The organism is Streptomyces sp. NBC_00557 (assembly GCF_036345995.1).
In the GTDB taxonomy this organism is placed as follows: Bacteria; Actinomycetota; Actinomycetes; order Streptomycetales; family Streptomycetaceae; genus Streptomyces.
Genome location: NZ_CP107796.1, coordinates 3,502,202 through 3,516,668 on the forward strand (window position 1 = coordinate 3,502,202; position 14,467 = coordinate 3,516,668).

Consider the following 14,467-nt stretch of genomic DNA (forward strand, 5'->3'; position numbering starts at 1 on the left):
TCACTTCTCCGCGAGGACCGGCTTGAGCATCTTCAGCAGGGAGGTGTCGTCGAGCGCCTCCAGGGCCCGCGCGGCGACCCTTCCGTGCTTGTCGATGACGAGCGTGGAGGGGATCAGCTGCGGGTTGAGGGTGCCCTTCTTGAAGCGGAGCATCAGCTTGCCCGTGGGGTCGTACAGGCTCGGGTAGGCGATCCCGTGCTCCTTCTCGAAGGCGACCGCGGGGGTGGTGCTGGTGTCCCGGGTGTTGATGCCGACGAACTGCACGCCCTTGCCCTGGTACTGCTTGGAGACCTTGGAGAAGTACTGCGCCTCCTCCCGGCACGGGCCGCACCAGGAGCCCCACACGTTGATGACGACGACCTGGCCCTTGTAGTCGGCGATGTCCAGGGTCTTGCCGTCGATGGTCCTGCCGGACAGGTCCGGGGCCGCGGCGCGCTTGCCCGCCGGAACGGTGGCGATGCCGTTGTTGCCGGTGACGAAGTTGGTGTTGCCGCCGCCGCCCGAGGTGCCGCCCTTGCTGCACGCGGACAGGGTCAGGGCCAGGGCGGCGGCCACGGCGCTGAGCAGGACGGCGCGGCTACGGGTACTCATGTGAAAAGTTTCGCATGTCCCCTCCGGCGGTCTCTGGCACCCCCCTGCCGGGCGGAAAACCGCATTTCAGGGCGTATTTACACGGGACATTTCCGGCAGCCGCCCGGCGCCGTCTACGCCAGGAAGGCCTTCCAGCCGCCGGCCGGGGCCTGACCCGGGGCCAGCGTGCGCAGCTTGGCCAGCAACTCCGGCTTCTGCACGTCCATCCAGTCGCAGAACTGCCGGAAGGAGACCAGCCGGACGTCGGCGCCCTTCTCCTTCTCCCGGGCGATGTGCTTGAAGGCCTGCTCGACGGCGTCCATGTAGATCCCGCCGTTCCACTGCTCGAAGTGGTTGCCGATGAAGAAGGGCGCCCGGTTTGTCTCGTATGCCCGCTTGAATCCGGCGATGTACGCCCCGGCCGCCTGCTCGCGCCAGGCCGGGTAGTTGTAGGCGGGCGCCTTCGTCGAGTACTGCGACTGGTTGAACATCATGTTGTAGTCCATCGAGAGGACCTGGAACCTCCGGCCCGGGAAGGGCACCTGCTGGAGCGGCAGGTCCCACAGCCCGTGCTTCTTCGCCGGCCACATCTGCAGGCCGCCCGGCGAGGAGGCGTCGTAGCGCCAGCCCAGCTCGCGGGCGGTGGGCAGCAGGTTGTCCTGGCCGAGCAGACAGGGCGTACGGCCGCCGACCAGCTCCTTGTCGTAGTCGAACGGCAGGGGCGGCAGGTCGTGGAGGCCCGTGTTGGTCTTCCAGTTCTTCACGAAGGACTTGGCCTGGTCGATCTCGCTGCGCCACTGCCGCGGGGTCCACCACTTCACCGAGGTGCGGGCGTCGCCGCAGAAGTGGCCGTTGAAGTGGGTGCCGATCTCGTGGCCTTCGAGCCAGGCGCGGCGGAGGTTCTCCAGTGTGGACCTGATGTGCGGGTCGCTGAGGTAGCCGATGGCGGAGGCGCCGGGGGCGTTGTTCGGCGGCAGGTACATCCGCTTCTTCGACTCGGGCAGCAGATACAGCCCCGAGAGGAAGAACGTCATGCTCGCGCCGTGCTCCTTGGCGAGGTCCAGGAAGCGCGGGAAGAGCCCGTTGCCGACCTCGCCGGCGCCGTCCCAGGAGAAGACGACGAACTGCGGCGGGGTCTGGCCGGGCTCCAGCGGCTCGGGCGCGGGCGGCTGGTGCGGCTGCTTGCCGGTGAAGGACGTGGAGCCGTCCCCGATGAGCCGGCCCTGCGGCGCGGCGGTCGCGCCGCCGCCCTTCCCGGACCGGCCGCCGCCGGACGTGCCGGAGCCGCCGGTCTCGCCGGACGGCTTCTGACTCCCGCAGCCGGCGAGGGTCGCGGCGGTCGCCGCGCCCGCGCCGAGGCCGAGTATTCCCCTGCGGGAGAGGGTGCGGGAGGTGCGCATGGAAGATCCCCGATTCGTCGCGCCTGCTGTCGGTCACCCACAGAGAGGGCACAGCGATCGGAGAGGTTCCGGTAATTCTTATGTTTTTCGCAACAGTTACGGCAATAACGATCCAAGCCCGGCCAAACGGACCGTCAGAAAACGACCCTCAGGCGCCGAAGGCCTTGCCCTGAGCGGTGCCCTGGCCCTTCTGCGGCTTGGCACCGGCCCGCAGATGGGCCGGGACCAGATCGATGGCCGGCTCGCTGTACCCGACCGACACGATCCGGTCGCCCAGGAACGTGAAGGACGTCAGCGAGGCCAGCGTGCACTGCCGCTTGCGCGGATCGTGCCACAACCGCCGCCGCTCCACATAGGACCGCACGATCCAGATCGGCAGCTGATGGCTCACCAGCACCGCCTCGTGCCCGCGCGCCTTGTCCTTGGCCGCGTTCAGCGCGCCCATCATCCGCACGACCTGGTCGACGTACGGCTCGCCCCAGGACGGCCGGAACGGGTTGACCAGGTGCTTCCAGTTCCCGGGCCGCTGCAGCGCGCCGTCGCCGACGCCGAAGGTCTTGCCCTGGAAGACGTTGTCGGCCTCGATGAGCCGTTCGTCCGTGTCCAGGTCCAGGCCGTGCGCCTTGGCGATCGGAGTGGCCGTCTCCTGCGCCCGCTCCAGCGGCGAGGCGCACACGTACGCCACGTCCCGCGAGGCGAGGTGCTCGGCGACCCGGTCGGCCATCCGCCGCCCCAGCTCGGACAGGTGGTAGCCGGGCAGCCGCCCGTACAGGATCCCGGTCGGGTTCTCGACCTCGCCGTGCCGCACGAGGTGGACGACGGTGACGTCCTTGTCGCTGTTGGTGGGGATGCTCACGCGGTGGCCTCCGCAGCCGCCCGGGCCGCCGCCGGAAGGGCGTCGGCGATCTTCTGGATGGCCCGCTCGTCGTGGGCCGTGGACACGAACCAGGACTCGAAGGACGACGGCGGCAGGTAGACGCCGTTCGACAGCAGCGAGTGGAAGAACGCGGTGAAGCGGAACGACTCCTGCCGCTTGGCGTCCTCGTAGTTCCGCACCCGCCGGTCGGTGAAGAACACCGAGAACATGTTGGAGGCGCTCTGCAGCCGGTGCGGGACGCCCTCCTTGTTCAGCGCCTCGGTGACCAGGCCCTGGATCTGCGCGGAGACCGCGTCCACCTTCTCGTAGGCGGCGTCGTCCAGCAGCCGCAGCTGGGCGAGCCCGGCGGCGGTGGCGACGGGATTGCCGGAGAGGGTGCCCGCCTGGTACACGGGCCCGGCGGGGGCGAGGTGGGCCATGACGTCGGCCCGCCCCCCGAACGCGGCGGCGGGGAACCCGCCCCCCATCACCTTGCCGAAGGTCATCAGATCGGGCTTGACCCCGTCGATCCCGTACCAGCCGGCGCGGCTGGTACGGAAGCCGGTCATCACCTCGTCGGAGATGTAGAGGGCGCCGTTCTTGTGGCAGGCGTCCCTCAGCCCCTGGTTGAAGCCGGGGTCCGGCGGCACGATACCCATGTTCCCGGGCGAGGCCTCCGTGATCACGCACGCGATCTCGCCGGGGTGCCGGTGGAAGGCCTCCTGCACGGCCTCCAGGTCGTTGTACGGCAGCACGATCGTGTCGCCGGCCTGCGCACCGGTGACGCCGGGCGTGTCCGGCAGCGCGAAGGTGGCGACCCCGGAACCGGCGGCGGCGAGCAGGGCGTCCACGTGCCCGTGGTAGCACCCGGCGAACTTGATCACCTTGGACCGGCCGGTGAACCCGCGGGCGAGCCGGATGGCGCTCATCGTCGCCTCGGTCCCGCTGCTGACGAGCCGCACCTGCTCCACGGGCTCCACCCGCGCGACGATCTCCTCGGCGAGCGCGACCTCGCCCTCGCCGGGCGTGCCGAAGGACGTACCGCGGGCGACGGCCTCCTGTACGGCGGCGATGACCTCGGGGTGCGCGTGCCCGAGGATCATCGGCCCCCAGGAGCACACGAGGTCGACGTACTCGCGCCCGTCGGCGTCCGTGAGGTAGGCGCCCTTGCCGGACACCATGAAGCGGGGCGTGCCGCCGACGGCGCGGAAGGCGCGCACCGGGGAGTTCACACCGCCGGGCGTGACGGCGCAGGCACGGTCGAACAGCGCCTGGGAGGCGGGCGCATCGTAGGGATAGGGCGTTTCGCTCAGGGCACTCATGACGTGCGGCTTCTCCGGCTTCTCGGACTCCGGTTGCGTGGTGACCCCCTCAGGGTAGGCCGCGGCCGCGCACGAACGCGGCCCGCCTCGGCCCCGAGCCGCGGACGGCGGGGCCGCCCCGCGCCACCGGCCGGGCGACTGATCACAGCGCCGCGATCCGCCATCTGCGAGACTGAGAGCTGATACACACAGCTCAAACGCACGTAATGATCAGGGGCCGGGAAAACCCGTGGACTGTTGTTCCACCGCACGTTTCGGCGGGCGGCCGTGGGGGAGGTCACTGACACGATGATCGGGTTGCGCGGCGGGGGCCACGCGTCCTAGAAAAGCAGTCGGGTGGAGATATGCATCGCGGTGGCGGACTGGGCGAGGGGACTGATGACCTGGGTCCTCGACGTGCCCGGCGGGGAAGGCACCGGCGCGAGGCGGAGGAGACGACCGAGGCACGGCAGAGCGACGCACGTCATACACAGGGTGTACCGGGTGAGCCCGAGCGGTACGACCGGCGGACCGACCGGCAGCTGGAGAGCCAGCTGGACCGGCCGGCCGACCGCCGGCTCGACCACCGGGCCGACCGCCTGAGGGCGGGGAGCAGGAATGGTGGTCGGGTGGGGGTGACGTACAAATACTTCGGCGCGCCGGACGGCGCGACCGCGGCCAGGGTCCCCATCTCGATGCGCCCCGAGGAACTCGGCGGCGACGAGCTGGGCATGAACGGCATGTTCACCAAGATCAAGCCGGAGACCATGGCGGCGATGGTGCTGACCGGCATCCAGGGCGTCCCCCTGCACAAGGTCCCGCCCCTGGAACTGGTCGTCCTGCACCCCGACTACGCGGTCGTCAAACTCCCCACGACCGTCGTCGACCCCCTGCGCGGCATCGGCGAGGAAGCGGTCGGCGCGGCGGCCTTCATCTGGTCCACGGTCCCGGACCGCGGCGGCCCGCGGGACGCGTTCAACGTGTACCAGCTGCTGCACGAGTGGCAGGACTTCTCGCACCGGCTGCATGAGGCTGGGCATCAGCCGTACTGCCTGGTGTGGCCCTGACCTGGGGTTTCGCAGGGTTCAGGTGGGGTTTTCGGACCCCGCCCTCGCTAGTGCCCGAGGGAGGCCGTCAGGCGGCCAGGGCACATTGAGGGCACATGGGTTTCTTCGGAGGCACTGATGTGCCCTGAGCCTCTGCTGCCGGGGCTTCGGTGAAGGCGTCGTCTATCGCCTTGCGGGTGCGGGTCTCGCTGGACGGCAGCAGGTGCGTGTACGTCCGCAGCGTGAAGCCCGGGTCCGAGTGGCCGAGGTACTCCGAGAGCGCCTTGATGCTCTCCCCCGCGTCCAGGAGCACGGAGGCGTAGGCGTGCCGGAGGGCGTGCATCCCCTCCTCCCGGGCCGCCTGGAGGTACCTCGCGCCGCGCTCGCGGGGAGGGATCACGCCGGCGGCAGCCAGAGCGCGCTTCCAGTCCCCCATGTTGAAGACGCTGCGGTTGTAGGCCCGCCCCTTCGCGTCGACGAAGAGGAGGCGGAACGTCTTCGGCTCACCGTCCGGCTTGGTCCACGGCAGGGTGACCTCGACCGGCGGGAACTCCTTCATGTGGGCCTTGAGGGCCGCGGCAAGCTGGGCCGGTAGAGGCACGGACCGGATCTTGTTCCCCTTGGGCAGGGCGAAGACGGGCTTCGTGCCGACGAGCCGCACCTGGCGGTTGACGTGGATCCAACCGCCCTTGAAGTCGATGTCTTCGACGGCGAAGCCGAATACCTCGCCCTGCCGCAGGCCGCAGCCGAAGGCGAGCTTGCCACCGGCCTGGAAGCGCTTGGGCAGGCCGGCGAGGACTGCCCGGACGCGCTCCAGCGGCCAAGGTATGACCTTCTTCTTGGTCGCGGTTGGCAGCTTGACCGACTTCGCCTTGCAGGGGTTCTTCGGCAGCAGCCCATCCTCCACGGCCGCGCCGAGGATGCTGGAGAGGATGTCGAAGATGCCCTCGATCGTCGACGCCTCCAGGCCGGCGTCCTGGAGCGTGCGGATCCAGCCCTGGATGACCGAGGGCTGGTTGAGGGAACGCAGCTCGCGTCGCCCGAGGTGCTCGACGATGTGGTTGCGGACCGTCGCCTCGTAGCGGAGGGCTGTCGTCGGACCGACGGAGTTCGCGTCCAGCCACTTCTGCGCGTAGGCGCCGAGCGTCTGCTTCGTCTCGGCTGGTACGACGTAGGAGCCGCGCCGGATCTCGACGTCGACCTCGGCGGCCCGGTTGTCCGCCTCGGCCTTGGTATCGAAGTTCTCCTTGCGCTGGCGGCCGTCCAGATCGCGGTAGCGGACCTGCCAACGCTTGCCAACACCGTGATCGGCGGTGGGGACCATCTGCCTCGTACGGCTCTTGTGTTCGCCGCATTCGACCTCGGTGGGCTTGGGGTGGGACTTGTGCCAGCGGTCGTACACGTCAGCCAAGAAGGGCCCCCCGGATGTGCTCCGAGGTCTGGAGCGGAGAGGTCTCCAGAGGCAGCAGGACTGCGGGCGAGACGCCGAGAGCGGCGGCGATCGCGACGAGGTCGTCGACGTCACAGCGGCGGTGGCCACGCTCGGTGCGGCTGAGGGCTGTGTTGGACATCGGGCGGCCCAGCGCGGTGCATCGGACAGCCAGCTGGTGCTGGGTCAGGCCGCGCACGATGCGTATTCGCTCTATGGCGCGGGCGGCGTGGAGGCCGGCGGGGCCTATTTCAACGGGTCGAGTTGCCATGACAGGTAGCTGTAACTTGCAGCTGGCCTTTATGGCAAGAGTTGACTCTAAAACTCTACAGAAGTCGTTGCGGGGTACCCGTGGGCGGCGTGGCATTTATCTCGCCTTTTCACGAGGCACGGACGGGCAATTTCCGAGGGCCGCTGTGCTAACTTGCCATCGCGCGTGCACTTTGGGTGTTTTGAGTCGATATCCGATGATGCACTCACCGCTTGCGTCAGCTCCCTTGAACGCTCACCCGGTCAGGCTCCGGCCTGCACCAACCGACGCCCCGGGCCCTGATGGGACCCCTCGGGCGACCAAGGTCGAGGACGTAGCCGCCGACTTTTTGGTCAACGGCCGATCCGCCTCTACGGTTATTCCCCCCTCCCAGCCACGCCGAGGGAATTAGTGGAGAGCTTTAGAACCAACGCTGGACTTCTTCTCCGCCGGTGTGGCTGTGTTGTCCAGGCACGCTGTCCAAGACCGAAAAGGAGCCCTGTGCCGAATACCTCTCACCACAGCGCGAACGCCCCTGCCTCCGCCGACATTGCCCGGCGCGGCCCGCTGGCCACCCCTGCGGAAGTCGCCGCCTACCTCGGGGTGCCGGTGAAAACGCTCTACCAGTGGAAGTACCGGGGCATCGGCCCCAAGGTGCACAAGGTCGGCCGCCATCTCCGCTACCGCTGGTCCGAGGTGGACGCCTGGGTGAACGCCCAGTCCGCGTACGGCCTCACGGCCTGAAGCCGCCCTGTCGGGACAGCGAAGCGGCTCTCGGCGAGCCACCGCCGAGAGCCGCAGAGTCCCCGCCCCATCGCCCTTGAACGATCGAATCGGTGGGCCGGGCCTTGCCCGTCCGGCCCACCGGGAAGGAACGCCTATGGACGAAACTACGTCCCCCGCCTTCTCCGCCGCATCCTCGATACCCACCTGGCCGCCCGTCGCCGCCCCGGGCCAGGACCCCACCGCGAAAGCGTCCACCCCCGAGGACGACGAGCCAGGGCAGAGAGGAGAAGGGGCACAGCTGCTGGACGAGCTGCGGGAAGCCATCGCGCGATACGTGATCCTTCCCAGCAGCGAGGCGCTGACCGCTGTAACGCTGTGGGTGGCGGCCACTCACATCCAGCCCTCCCTCCAGCACGCACCGCGCCTCGCGGTGGTCGGACCGGCGAAACGGTGCGGCAAGTCGCGCCTGCTGGACGTGCTCACAGAGACGGTGCGCGAGCCGCTGATCACGGTCAACACCAGCCCGGCGGTGGTCTTCCGCGCCATCGGAGACGATCCGCCCACCCTGTTGGTGGACGAGGCCGACACCATCTTCGGCAGCATCAAAGCCGCCGAAAAGAACGAGGAGCTGCGCGGCCTGCTCAACGCTGGCCACCAACGCAACCGGCCCGCCCTGCGCATCTCCGGCCCCGAACACAAGCCGCAGGCGTTTCCCACCTTCGCCATGGCCGCGCTCGCCGGCATCGGAGACCTGCCGGACACGATCATGGACCGGGCTGTGGTGATCCGCATGCAGCGCCGCAAGGAAGGGGAGCGAGTGAAGCAGTTCCGGTCTCGCCGCGACATCCCCGCCCTGCACGCCCTGCGTGACCGGCTGACTACCTGGCTGCGCCCGCTGATGGACACCGCAGCCGACCTGGTGCCGCCGATGCCGGTGCAGGACCGGGCGGCCGACACCTGGGAACCGCTGGTGGTCGTCGCCGAACTGGCAGGTGACTCATGGCCGGAGCGAGCGCGTGAAGCGTGCGTGGCCATGTGCGCCGCCGAGGTCGGCCAGGACGACGAGTCCAACGTGAAGACGCGCCTGCTGAAGGACATCCGCCGTGTCTTCGCGTGCTACGGCGATCCCGATACCGTGCGCACGCGGGACCTGCTGGAGGAGCTACTCAAGGACCAGGAGGCTCCCTGGGCGGAGTACCGCAGCACGGGCCTGACCCCGCGCTACCTGGGGATCCTGCTGAAGGACTTCGGCATCCAGGCAGCCGTCCTCCGCTTCGAGGGCGGACGGCAGGCCCGGGGATTCACACGCACGCAGTTCACCGATGCCTGGGCCCGCTACTGCCCCGAGGAGCAGCCACCCGGCGGTGAAGAGACCACACGTCACGGGTCGGCCGTACACCCGTAAACACCCGTCGCACACGTCGCACCGCAGGTCACCCCCGTGACGGGTCCGGTAACTGTGACGGGTCCTCCCGTATCACGCCGAGCTCCCGTACCTGCCCTGACCAGGCATGCGACGGGTGCGACGAGTCCGTGCCCTCCCCACCGGCAGCCCGGCTTATGCCGATGGCACCCGTCTCTCGCTGGAGTACACGCTTGCCCTCACGCACCACCCAAGCACCCGTGCCGGCACTGACCATAGCGATCCGTCTCGGGGTCGCCCTGGTCGGCACAATCGGCTTCGCCCTCTCCTACGACGCCCTGCGGCAGATGGCCGTCGCCATCCACATCCGCGGAGTCCTCACCTACGCGTTCCCCCTCGTGATCGACGGGTTCATCGCCATCGGCGTCGCCGCCCTGCTCATCCTCCGCACCGCGCCCTGGCGGTCTCGCCTGTACGTCTGGGCGCTGGTCGGCCTCGCCACCGTCACCAGCATCTGGGCGAACGCCCTGCACGCCGTCCGTCTCAATCAGCAGGCACACACTGCCGGCCTCTACCTGGACGACTTCACCGTCGGCGCCCTGTCCGCCATCGCCCCGCTCGCCCTGGCCGGCGCCGTCCACCTCGACCTCGTCATCCGCCGCCACCCCACGCACCATGGCCAAGAGGCCGCCTCCACGACAAGCCACAACACCCTCGGCCACAGCCACAACGGCACACACAGCACCGAGTCGCCTGCCCGCTCGGAGGGCGTCGCAGTCCTGCCGAAGAAGGCGCAGAGCTTGCCCGATGTGGCCGAGTGCCCAGACGTGGCGGAGGCAGCCGTCAAGGTGCCGCACGCCCCGAAGCCGCTCACCAAAGAAGTGGGCCACGAACGCGACGCCACCTTCGGCGCACTGCTCGCCATCGCCCGCACCGCACCGCTGGGGCGCGGGAACCGTGCCTCACGCCGCAACATCGAGGCGGCCGTCCGGGCCGCTGAGTACCGCATCGGTAAGGACCGTCTCACGCAGCTCAAGGACCGGGTGCAGGCCGAACTCGACCAGGCGGCCCGCCAGCAGCAGGCCGAGCCCGACACGGTCCCCGTCGGCGCGCGCTGAGGGTCACTGCCCCACCCCAATGGGCCCGCCCCGCTCGTTCCTGCACAGCCCAGAGCGGGGACGAGTGGCCCACTAGGCGACACGGCCTCCTCCCTCAACACTGCACGGAGAACCCTTAATGCACGACCCGCACCCTGAACTCACCACCGGCCGGGAGCAGATGACGACCACCGCCACCAGCGCAGCAAGGTATGACGTTGGACCGTCCAAGGGCCGGTCCAACGCGGACACGTCCGCCCCGGAGGTGGCGGAGGACCGCGGGTACCAGGGGGTGCCCGAGGAGGAAACGCCCGTCGGCGCAGCCGAGCAGTCCCCCGCCGCGTCTGCCGACGAAGTCACCCTGCGTCGTATCGCCCGCCGTCGTACCCGCGAGAGCGTCCAGCGCAAAGAGCGTGTCGACGTCCGCTACAGCATCGACGAGAAGACCCGGATCCTCACCCGCGCCCGCAAGCTGGGCATCGCCGCCGCCCACCTCGTCGGCGCCGTGATCATGGCCTACCTCGACGGTGACCTCACCATGGGCCTGGCCGGGCAGCGCACCCAGCTCGATGACTGCCTCGACAAGCTCGACGCCCTGCGGGCCGAGGTCGCCCGTATCGGCAACAACGTCAACCAGATCGCCCACCGCCTCAACGCCGGAGGCGATCCGTACCCTGTGGACACCACCGTCCTCGCCCAGACCGAGCACACCCTGGACGCCGTCCGCGCCGCGATCGGCGACATCGCGCAGACGATGAACCGCGCCGTCTCCGCGAAGGCGGCCCGGTGATCGCCAAGATCGGCAGCGGCAAGAGCACCGCCGGCCTGATCCGGTATCTGTTCGACACGAAGAAGGCGAAGGACCACACCGACCCGCACCTGGTCGCGTCCTGGGACGGTTTCGCCCCCGACCCCGGCCGCGCCAACGACTCCGACGCCACAAAGAAGCGCCTCGTGGCCGACCTCGACCTGCGGGTCAAGCAAGCCCGCCGACTGGGCCGGGCGCCCGAGCGGCACGTGTGGCACTGCTCGGTACGTGCCGCGCCCGGCGACCGGCACCTCACCGACGCCGAGTGGGCCGACATCGCCCACCGGATTGTGGCGGCCACCGGCATCGCGCCACAAGGCGATCCCGACGGGTGCCGGTGGGTCGCCGTACGCCACGCGGACGACCACATCCACATCGCCGCCACCAAGGTCCGAGGCGACCTGCGCACCGCCCGCCACTGGAACGACTACCTGACCGCGGACAAGGAACTCGCGGCCATCGAGAAGGAATACGGCCTGAAGCAGGTGGTGCGCGGCGACCGCACCGCCGCCCAGCGCCCCACCCGCGCCGAGACGGAGAAGGCCCGCCGCACCGGCAAGACCAAGACCTCCCGCGAACGCCTGCGCACCACCGTCCGCCAGCTGGTCTCCATCGCCACCAGCCCAGAGGAATTCCTCCACCTGCTCGACGACGTCGACGGCGTCCTCGTCGACGTCCAGCACTTCCCCTCCGGCGATGTACGCGGATACAAGGTCGCCGTGGAAGGCGACACCAACTCCACCGGCGAGCCGATCTGGTTCTCCGGCGCCAAACTCGCCCCCGACCTGTCCTTCCCCAAGATCGCGGAGCGCCTCACCGTCATCGACGTCGCGCCCGTCACCGAGCCGGGCAGCCGGCCCAGGCCCAACCCCTGGCACCAGGCCACCGCCGCGGCCGAGCGCATCCCCCACCACCTCGACCACGGCGACGACACAGCCGCCCAGGCCCACATCGCGACCCTCGGCGAAGCCATCGACATCCTGCCGCTGCTCGCCCCCAGCCACTTGCGGCCCCAACTGCAGCAGGCCGCCACCGCGTTCGAACGCGCCACCCGCTCCCGCATCCGCGCCCAGCAGGACCACGCCCGCGCCCTCCGCAGCGCCGTCCGCACTCTGCACACCACACCGCTCACCGGCAGCGGCTCCGGACTGGCGATGTTCCTCGACATCGCCGTCCTCGTCGTCATCGCCGCAGCCCGCTGGCACCAGGCCCGTCGGCACGACCAGCAGGTCGCCGCCGCCCAACAGGCCCTGGTCCATCTCCAGGCCGCCTACCAACAGGCTGCTGCCGAGCCGCTGGCCACCCTGGCCCAGCGCCGGCCACCGGCCCGCACCATAGAACGACACACCCAGCGCATTCTCGCGATCCTGCCCGACCACGCCCAGGAGATCCTCAACGACCCCGCCTGGCCGGCACTGGCCACCGCCCTGACCGAAGCCGAAAACGCCGGCCACAACCCCGGCCATCTCCTCCAGCACACCGCACGGCAGCGCACCCTGGACGACGCCCGCTCCACCGCCAGCACCCTCACCTGGCGCATCCAACGCCTCGCCGCGCGGCAGGCCCCCAGCGCCCGAGCGCGAGCCGCCCAAACACGCACGAGCGCGTCAGTACAGTCGGCACAGCCCGGCCAAACCTCACCGAGCCCGTCGCCACGCGGCCCTGCGGCACCTGCTCGGCCCCGTTAAGTCCGGCACTGACGGCCTTTCGCCCGAGGAGCTGTCAACAGGAAGAGAAGCCCTTGCCCTCGCCGATCCTTGAGCTGGTCGCAGCGGCGCGGAACGCGGATGATCAACCACATTCCGGGCACAAGACTGACCCGAGACAGTCAGACACTGGAGAAAGTGATGGCGCAACCACCCGAGGAGGACAAAGACCCCGCCACCGCCGAAACGTACATACGCACGGCAGCCCAGGCGCGTGATGTCACCCGCACTTTCCTGGCCTCGGTGGGTCCGTCGAATGACGCGGAAGCCGAAGCGGTGCTCCTCGTGGTGTCCGAGCTGGTGACGAACGCCGAGCGGCACGCCGGCGGCGTCACCGGGTTCCGGCTCAGCGCCGGGCCCGGCAGCGTCACGGTCACCGTCTCCGATGCCAGCACAGATCCGCCACGCCTTCAGCGCACCAACGCCTTCGAGCCAGGCGGGTTCGGCTGGTACCTCGTCCAGGAGCTAGCCGTCGACGTCACCATCGAGGCTCACCCTTACGGCAAATCCGTCCAGGCCGTCCTGCCAGTGGCCCACTGACCTCTGGCGGACGACAAGGCAAGGGCGCTGCCGTGGTGACCGGCGGCGGTGTGGGTCTCAACACGGGGGCAGAGACGGCATCGGCCTGGTGGGCGAGATGGAGCAGAGCGCTGACACTCAAGCCGGTGACACGGACGGCAACCGGGGCAGTCGGCTTTGCGCCACCCAGCGTCTCTACCTAATCCACACTCCGAACGGGATGCCGGTCCTGTGGGTGCTAGCGAATCGGAAGCCGGACGGGCGCGAGGTGCTCCGGGCCATGCTCTATGCCGAGCTGGACCTGATTGCCGGTCGGTCCGGGCCTGCGCGGACATCTCTTCGAGGACGCCACCGTCCGCGTCGCTCAGCAGGTCCTCGCCATGGCCGCAGCCATCTGGCGAAACCACAAGACCGGCGCCCTGATCACGCGGTCGCTGGTCGCATTCGATTACTGCGCACATCGGACTTACAAGATTCCGCTTGGTGTGATCTTGCACTTGTTCCTCCTGGCAGGCGATGTGCGGGCGCTGTAGGCATACTGCTGGGCATGATGTCCGGGCTCCCATGGCGTGTGTACGTGGCCTGTGCGCTGCTGCTGGCAGTGTGGGCGGTTGGCGGCGGCTTTGTCGGCTTGCCTTGGGCAGCTGCTGGTCTGGCCACAGGGGTCGCTACGGCCCTCTTCATGCGGCGAGAGGCGGCTTCCGCATGCGATAAGCGGATGCTGCGCCGCCGGGTCTACGGCGCCGACCGTGCAAACCCGGGCCCGCAGCCAGGCCGGTGCTACGTCGAACTGGTCGGCGGGCCGCTGGATGGCATGCTGCTCGACATCACCGGCTGGACACATGACGAAGTCGGCGCTGGGGCTGCGCTGGCCACCGGGCGGGGGCAACACGGCGTCGGCGACCGGGTGATGTATGCGCCCCGCCGTGGTGACGCGGCCCGCTTCGACTGGTGCGGTTACTGTGCCTGATTGATCGGGGCTGCTCGCCTGGCGATGGTGCCCGCCTGCCCTGACCACCCGTGACCTGTAGCCGGTGTTTCTTCCCGGCCTCGTCCGACGTACAGGTCATAGGTATTTCTGGCTGGACCGCTGCTTGGGAAAGGTCGGTGAGCTCCGCCGGTTTGGTTCTGGGGCCCGTGCGCACGTAGCCGATCCGTGAGGAAGGCATGAGTTCCACACCGTCGGCATTCGAGAGTGGCGGTGGGCTGGACGTTTTCCGACGCCTTCAGTGGTGATGACTTCGGCCTGACACGGTGTAACCCGCTCGCGTCCACCTGCATGACGGGCCGCCCGGCACCCCCACCATCTGATCACACTCCCCACACTCCAGTTCCTGAAGGCCACCGCTGCCGAAGAGGGACACACCATCGTTGAACAAACCAAGGGCTGGACGGA

General features: G+C 69.3%; 14 protein-coding genes and 1 pseudogene. 9 read left to right on the plus strand and 6 right to left on the minus strand.

The window, feature by feature from the left end; all coding sequences use genetic code 11:
- The 4 genes from OG956_RS14900 to hemL all read right to left on the minus strand — a co-directional run bounded on the left by OG956_RS14900 (position 1) and on the right by hemL (position 4,139).
- Positions 1-591, minus strand: coding sequence for a TlpA family protein disulfide reductase (locus tag OG956_RS14900; protein ID WP_330338454.1), 591 nt, complete (start codon positions 589-591; stop codon positions 1-3).
- A 113-nt stretch (positions 592-704) separates the two neighbouring features.
- Complete coding sequence (locus OG956_RS14905) at positions 705-1,970, minus strand: hypothetical protein (RefSeq protein WP_330338455.1); 1,266 nt, start codon at positions 1,968-1,970, stop codon at positions 705-707.
- A gap of 148 nt (positions 1,971-2,118) precedes the next feature.
- Positions 2,119-2,826 carry a histidine phosphatase family protein gene (locus OG956_RS14910; RefSeq protein WP_330338456.1) on the minus strand — a complete coding sequence of 236 codons (708 nt, stop codon included), beginning with the start codon at positions 2,824-2,826 and terminating at the stop codon, positions 2,119-2,121.
- Positions 2,823-4,139: a glutamate-1-semialdehyde 2,1-aminomutase gene (hemL, locus tag OG956_RS14915; protein WP_330342842.1), complete on the minus strand. Its 1,317-nt coding sequence runs from the start codon at positions 4,137-4,139 to the stop codon at positions 2,823-2,825. Before hemL ends, OG956_RS14910 begins: the two co-directional genes overlap by 4 nt.
- Before the next feature lie 617 nt (positions 4,140-4,756).
- Between hemL and OG956_RS14920 the strand changes: the two genes are divergently transcribed.
- A complete protein-coding gene (locus tag OG956_RS14920) occupies positions 4,757-5,194 on the plus strand; it encodes a hypothetical protein (protein ID WP_020941521.1) in 438 nt (145 codons plus the stop codon).
- A 67-nt stretch (positions 5,195-5,261) separates the two neighbouring features.
- On the opposite strand, the gene OG956_RS14925 is transcribed toward OG956_RS14920, so the two are convergent.
- Positions 5,262-6,575, minus strand: a complete 1,314-nt coding sequence (locus tag OG956_RS14925) for a tyrosine-type recombinase/integrase (protein WP_330342843.1) — start codon at positions 6,573-6,575, stop codon at positions 5,262-5,264.
- A 1-nt stretch (position 6,576) separates the two neighbouring features.
- A complete protein-coding gene (locus tag OG956_RS14930) occupies positions 6,577-6,873 on the minus strand; it encodes a helix-turn-helix domain-containing protein (protein WP_330338457.1) in 297 nt (98 codons plus the stop codon).
- A 480-nt stretch (positions 6,874-7,353) separates the two neighbouring features.
- Here OG956_RS14930 and OG956_RS14935 point away from each other — a divergent pair, with 480 nt between their 5' ends.
- The 8 genes and pseudogenes from OG956_RS14935 (at position 7,354) to OG956_RS14970 (ending at position 14,041) form a co-directional block, all read left to right on the plus strand.
- Positions 7,354-7,596, plus strand: coding sequence for a helix-turn-helix transcriptional regulator (locus OG956_RS14935; RefSeq protein ID WP_330338458.1), 243 nt, complete (start codon positions 7,354-7,356; stop codon positions 7,594-7,596).
- 136 nt (positions 7,597-7,732) lie between these two features.
- Positions 7,733-8,983 (plus strand): DUF3631 domain-containing protein, encoded by a 1,251-nt coding sequence (locus tag OG956_RS14940; protein WP_330338459.1) that lies wholly within the window; start codon positions 7,733-7,735, stop codon positions 8,981-8,983.
- 218 nt (positions 8,984-9,201) lie between these two features.
- Complete coding sequence (locus tag OG956_RS14945; protein ID WP_330338460.1) at positions 9,202-10,059, plus strand: DUF2637 domain-containing protein; 858 nt, start codon at positions 9,202-9,204, stop codon at positions 10,057-10,059.
- A 118-nt stretch (positions 10,060-10,177) separates the two neighbouring features.
- Complete coding sequence (locus OG956_RS14950) at positions 10,178-10,828, plus strand: MobC family plasmid mobilization relaxosome protein (protein ID WP_330338461.1); 651 nt, start codon at positions 10,178-10,180, stop codon at positions 10,826-10,828.
- A complete protein-coding gene (locus OG956_RS14955; RefSeq protein WP_330338462.1) occupies positions 10,825-12,534 on the plus strand; it encodes a relaxase/mobilization nuclease domain-containing protein in 1,710 nt (569 codons plus the stop codon). The genes OG956_RS14950 and OG956_RS14955 overlap by 4 nt, the downstream gene beginning before the upstream one ends.
- Before the next feature lie 99 nt (positions 12,535-12,633).
- A complete protein-coding gene (locus OG956_RS14960) occupies positions 12,634-13,092 on the plus strand; it encodes an ATP-binding protein (protein ID WP_330338463.1) in 459 nt (152 codons plus the stop codon).
- A gap of 169 nt (positions 13,093-13,261) precedes the next feature.
- Positions 13,262-13,523 (plus strand): annotated as a pseudogene (locus OG956_RS40235) (hypothetical protein); the annotation flags it as partial.
- Between the two features lie 230 nt (positions 13,524-13,753).
- The gene (locus tag OG956_RS14970; protein ID WP_330342844.1) at positions 13,754-14,041 is read left to right on the plus strand and encodes a hypothetical protein; all 288 of its coding nucleotides are present in this window, start codon (positions 13,754-13,756) and stop codon (positions 14,039-14,041) included.
- The last annotated feature ends 426 nt before the right edge of the window (positions 14,042-14,467 follow it).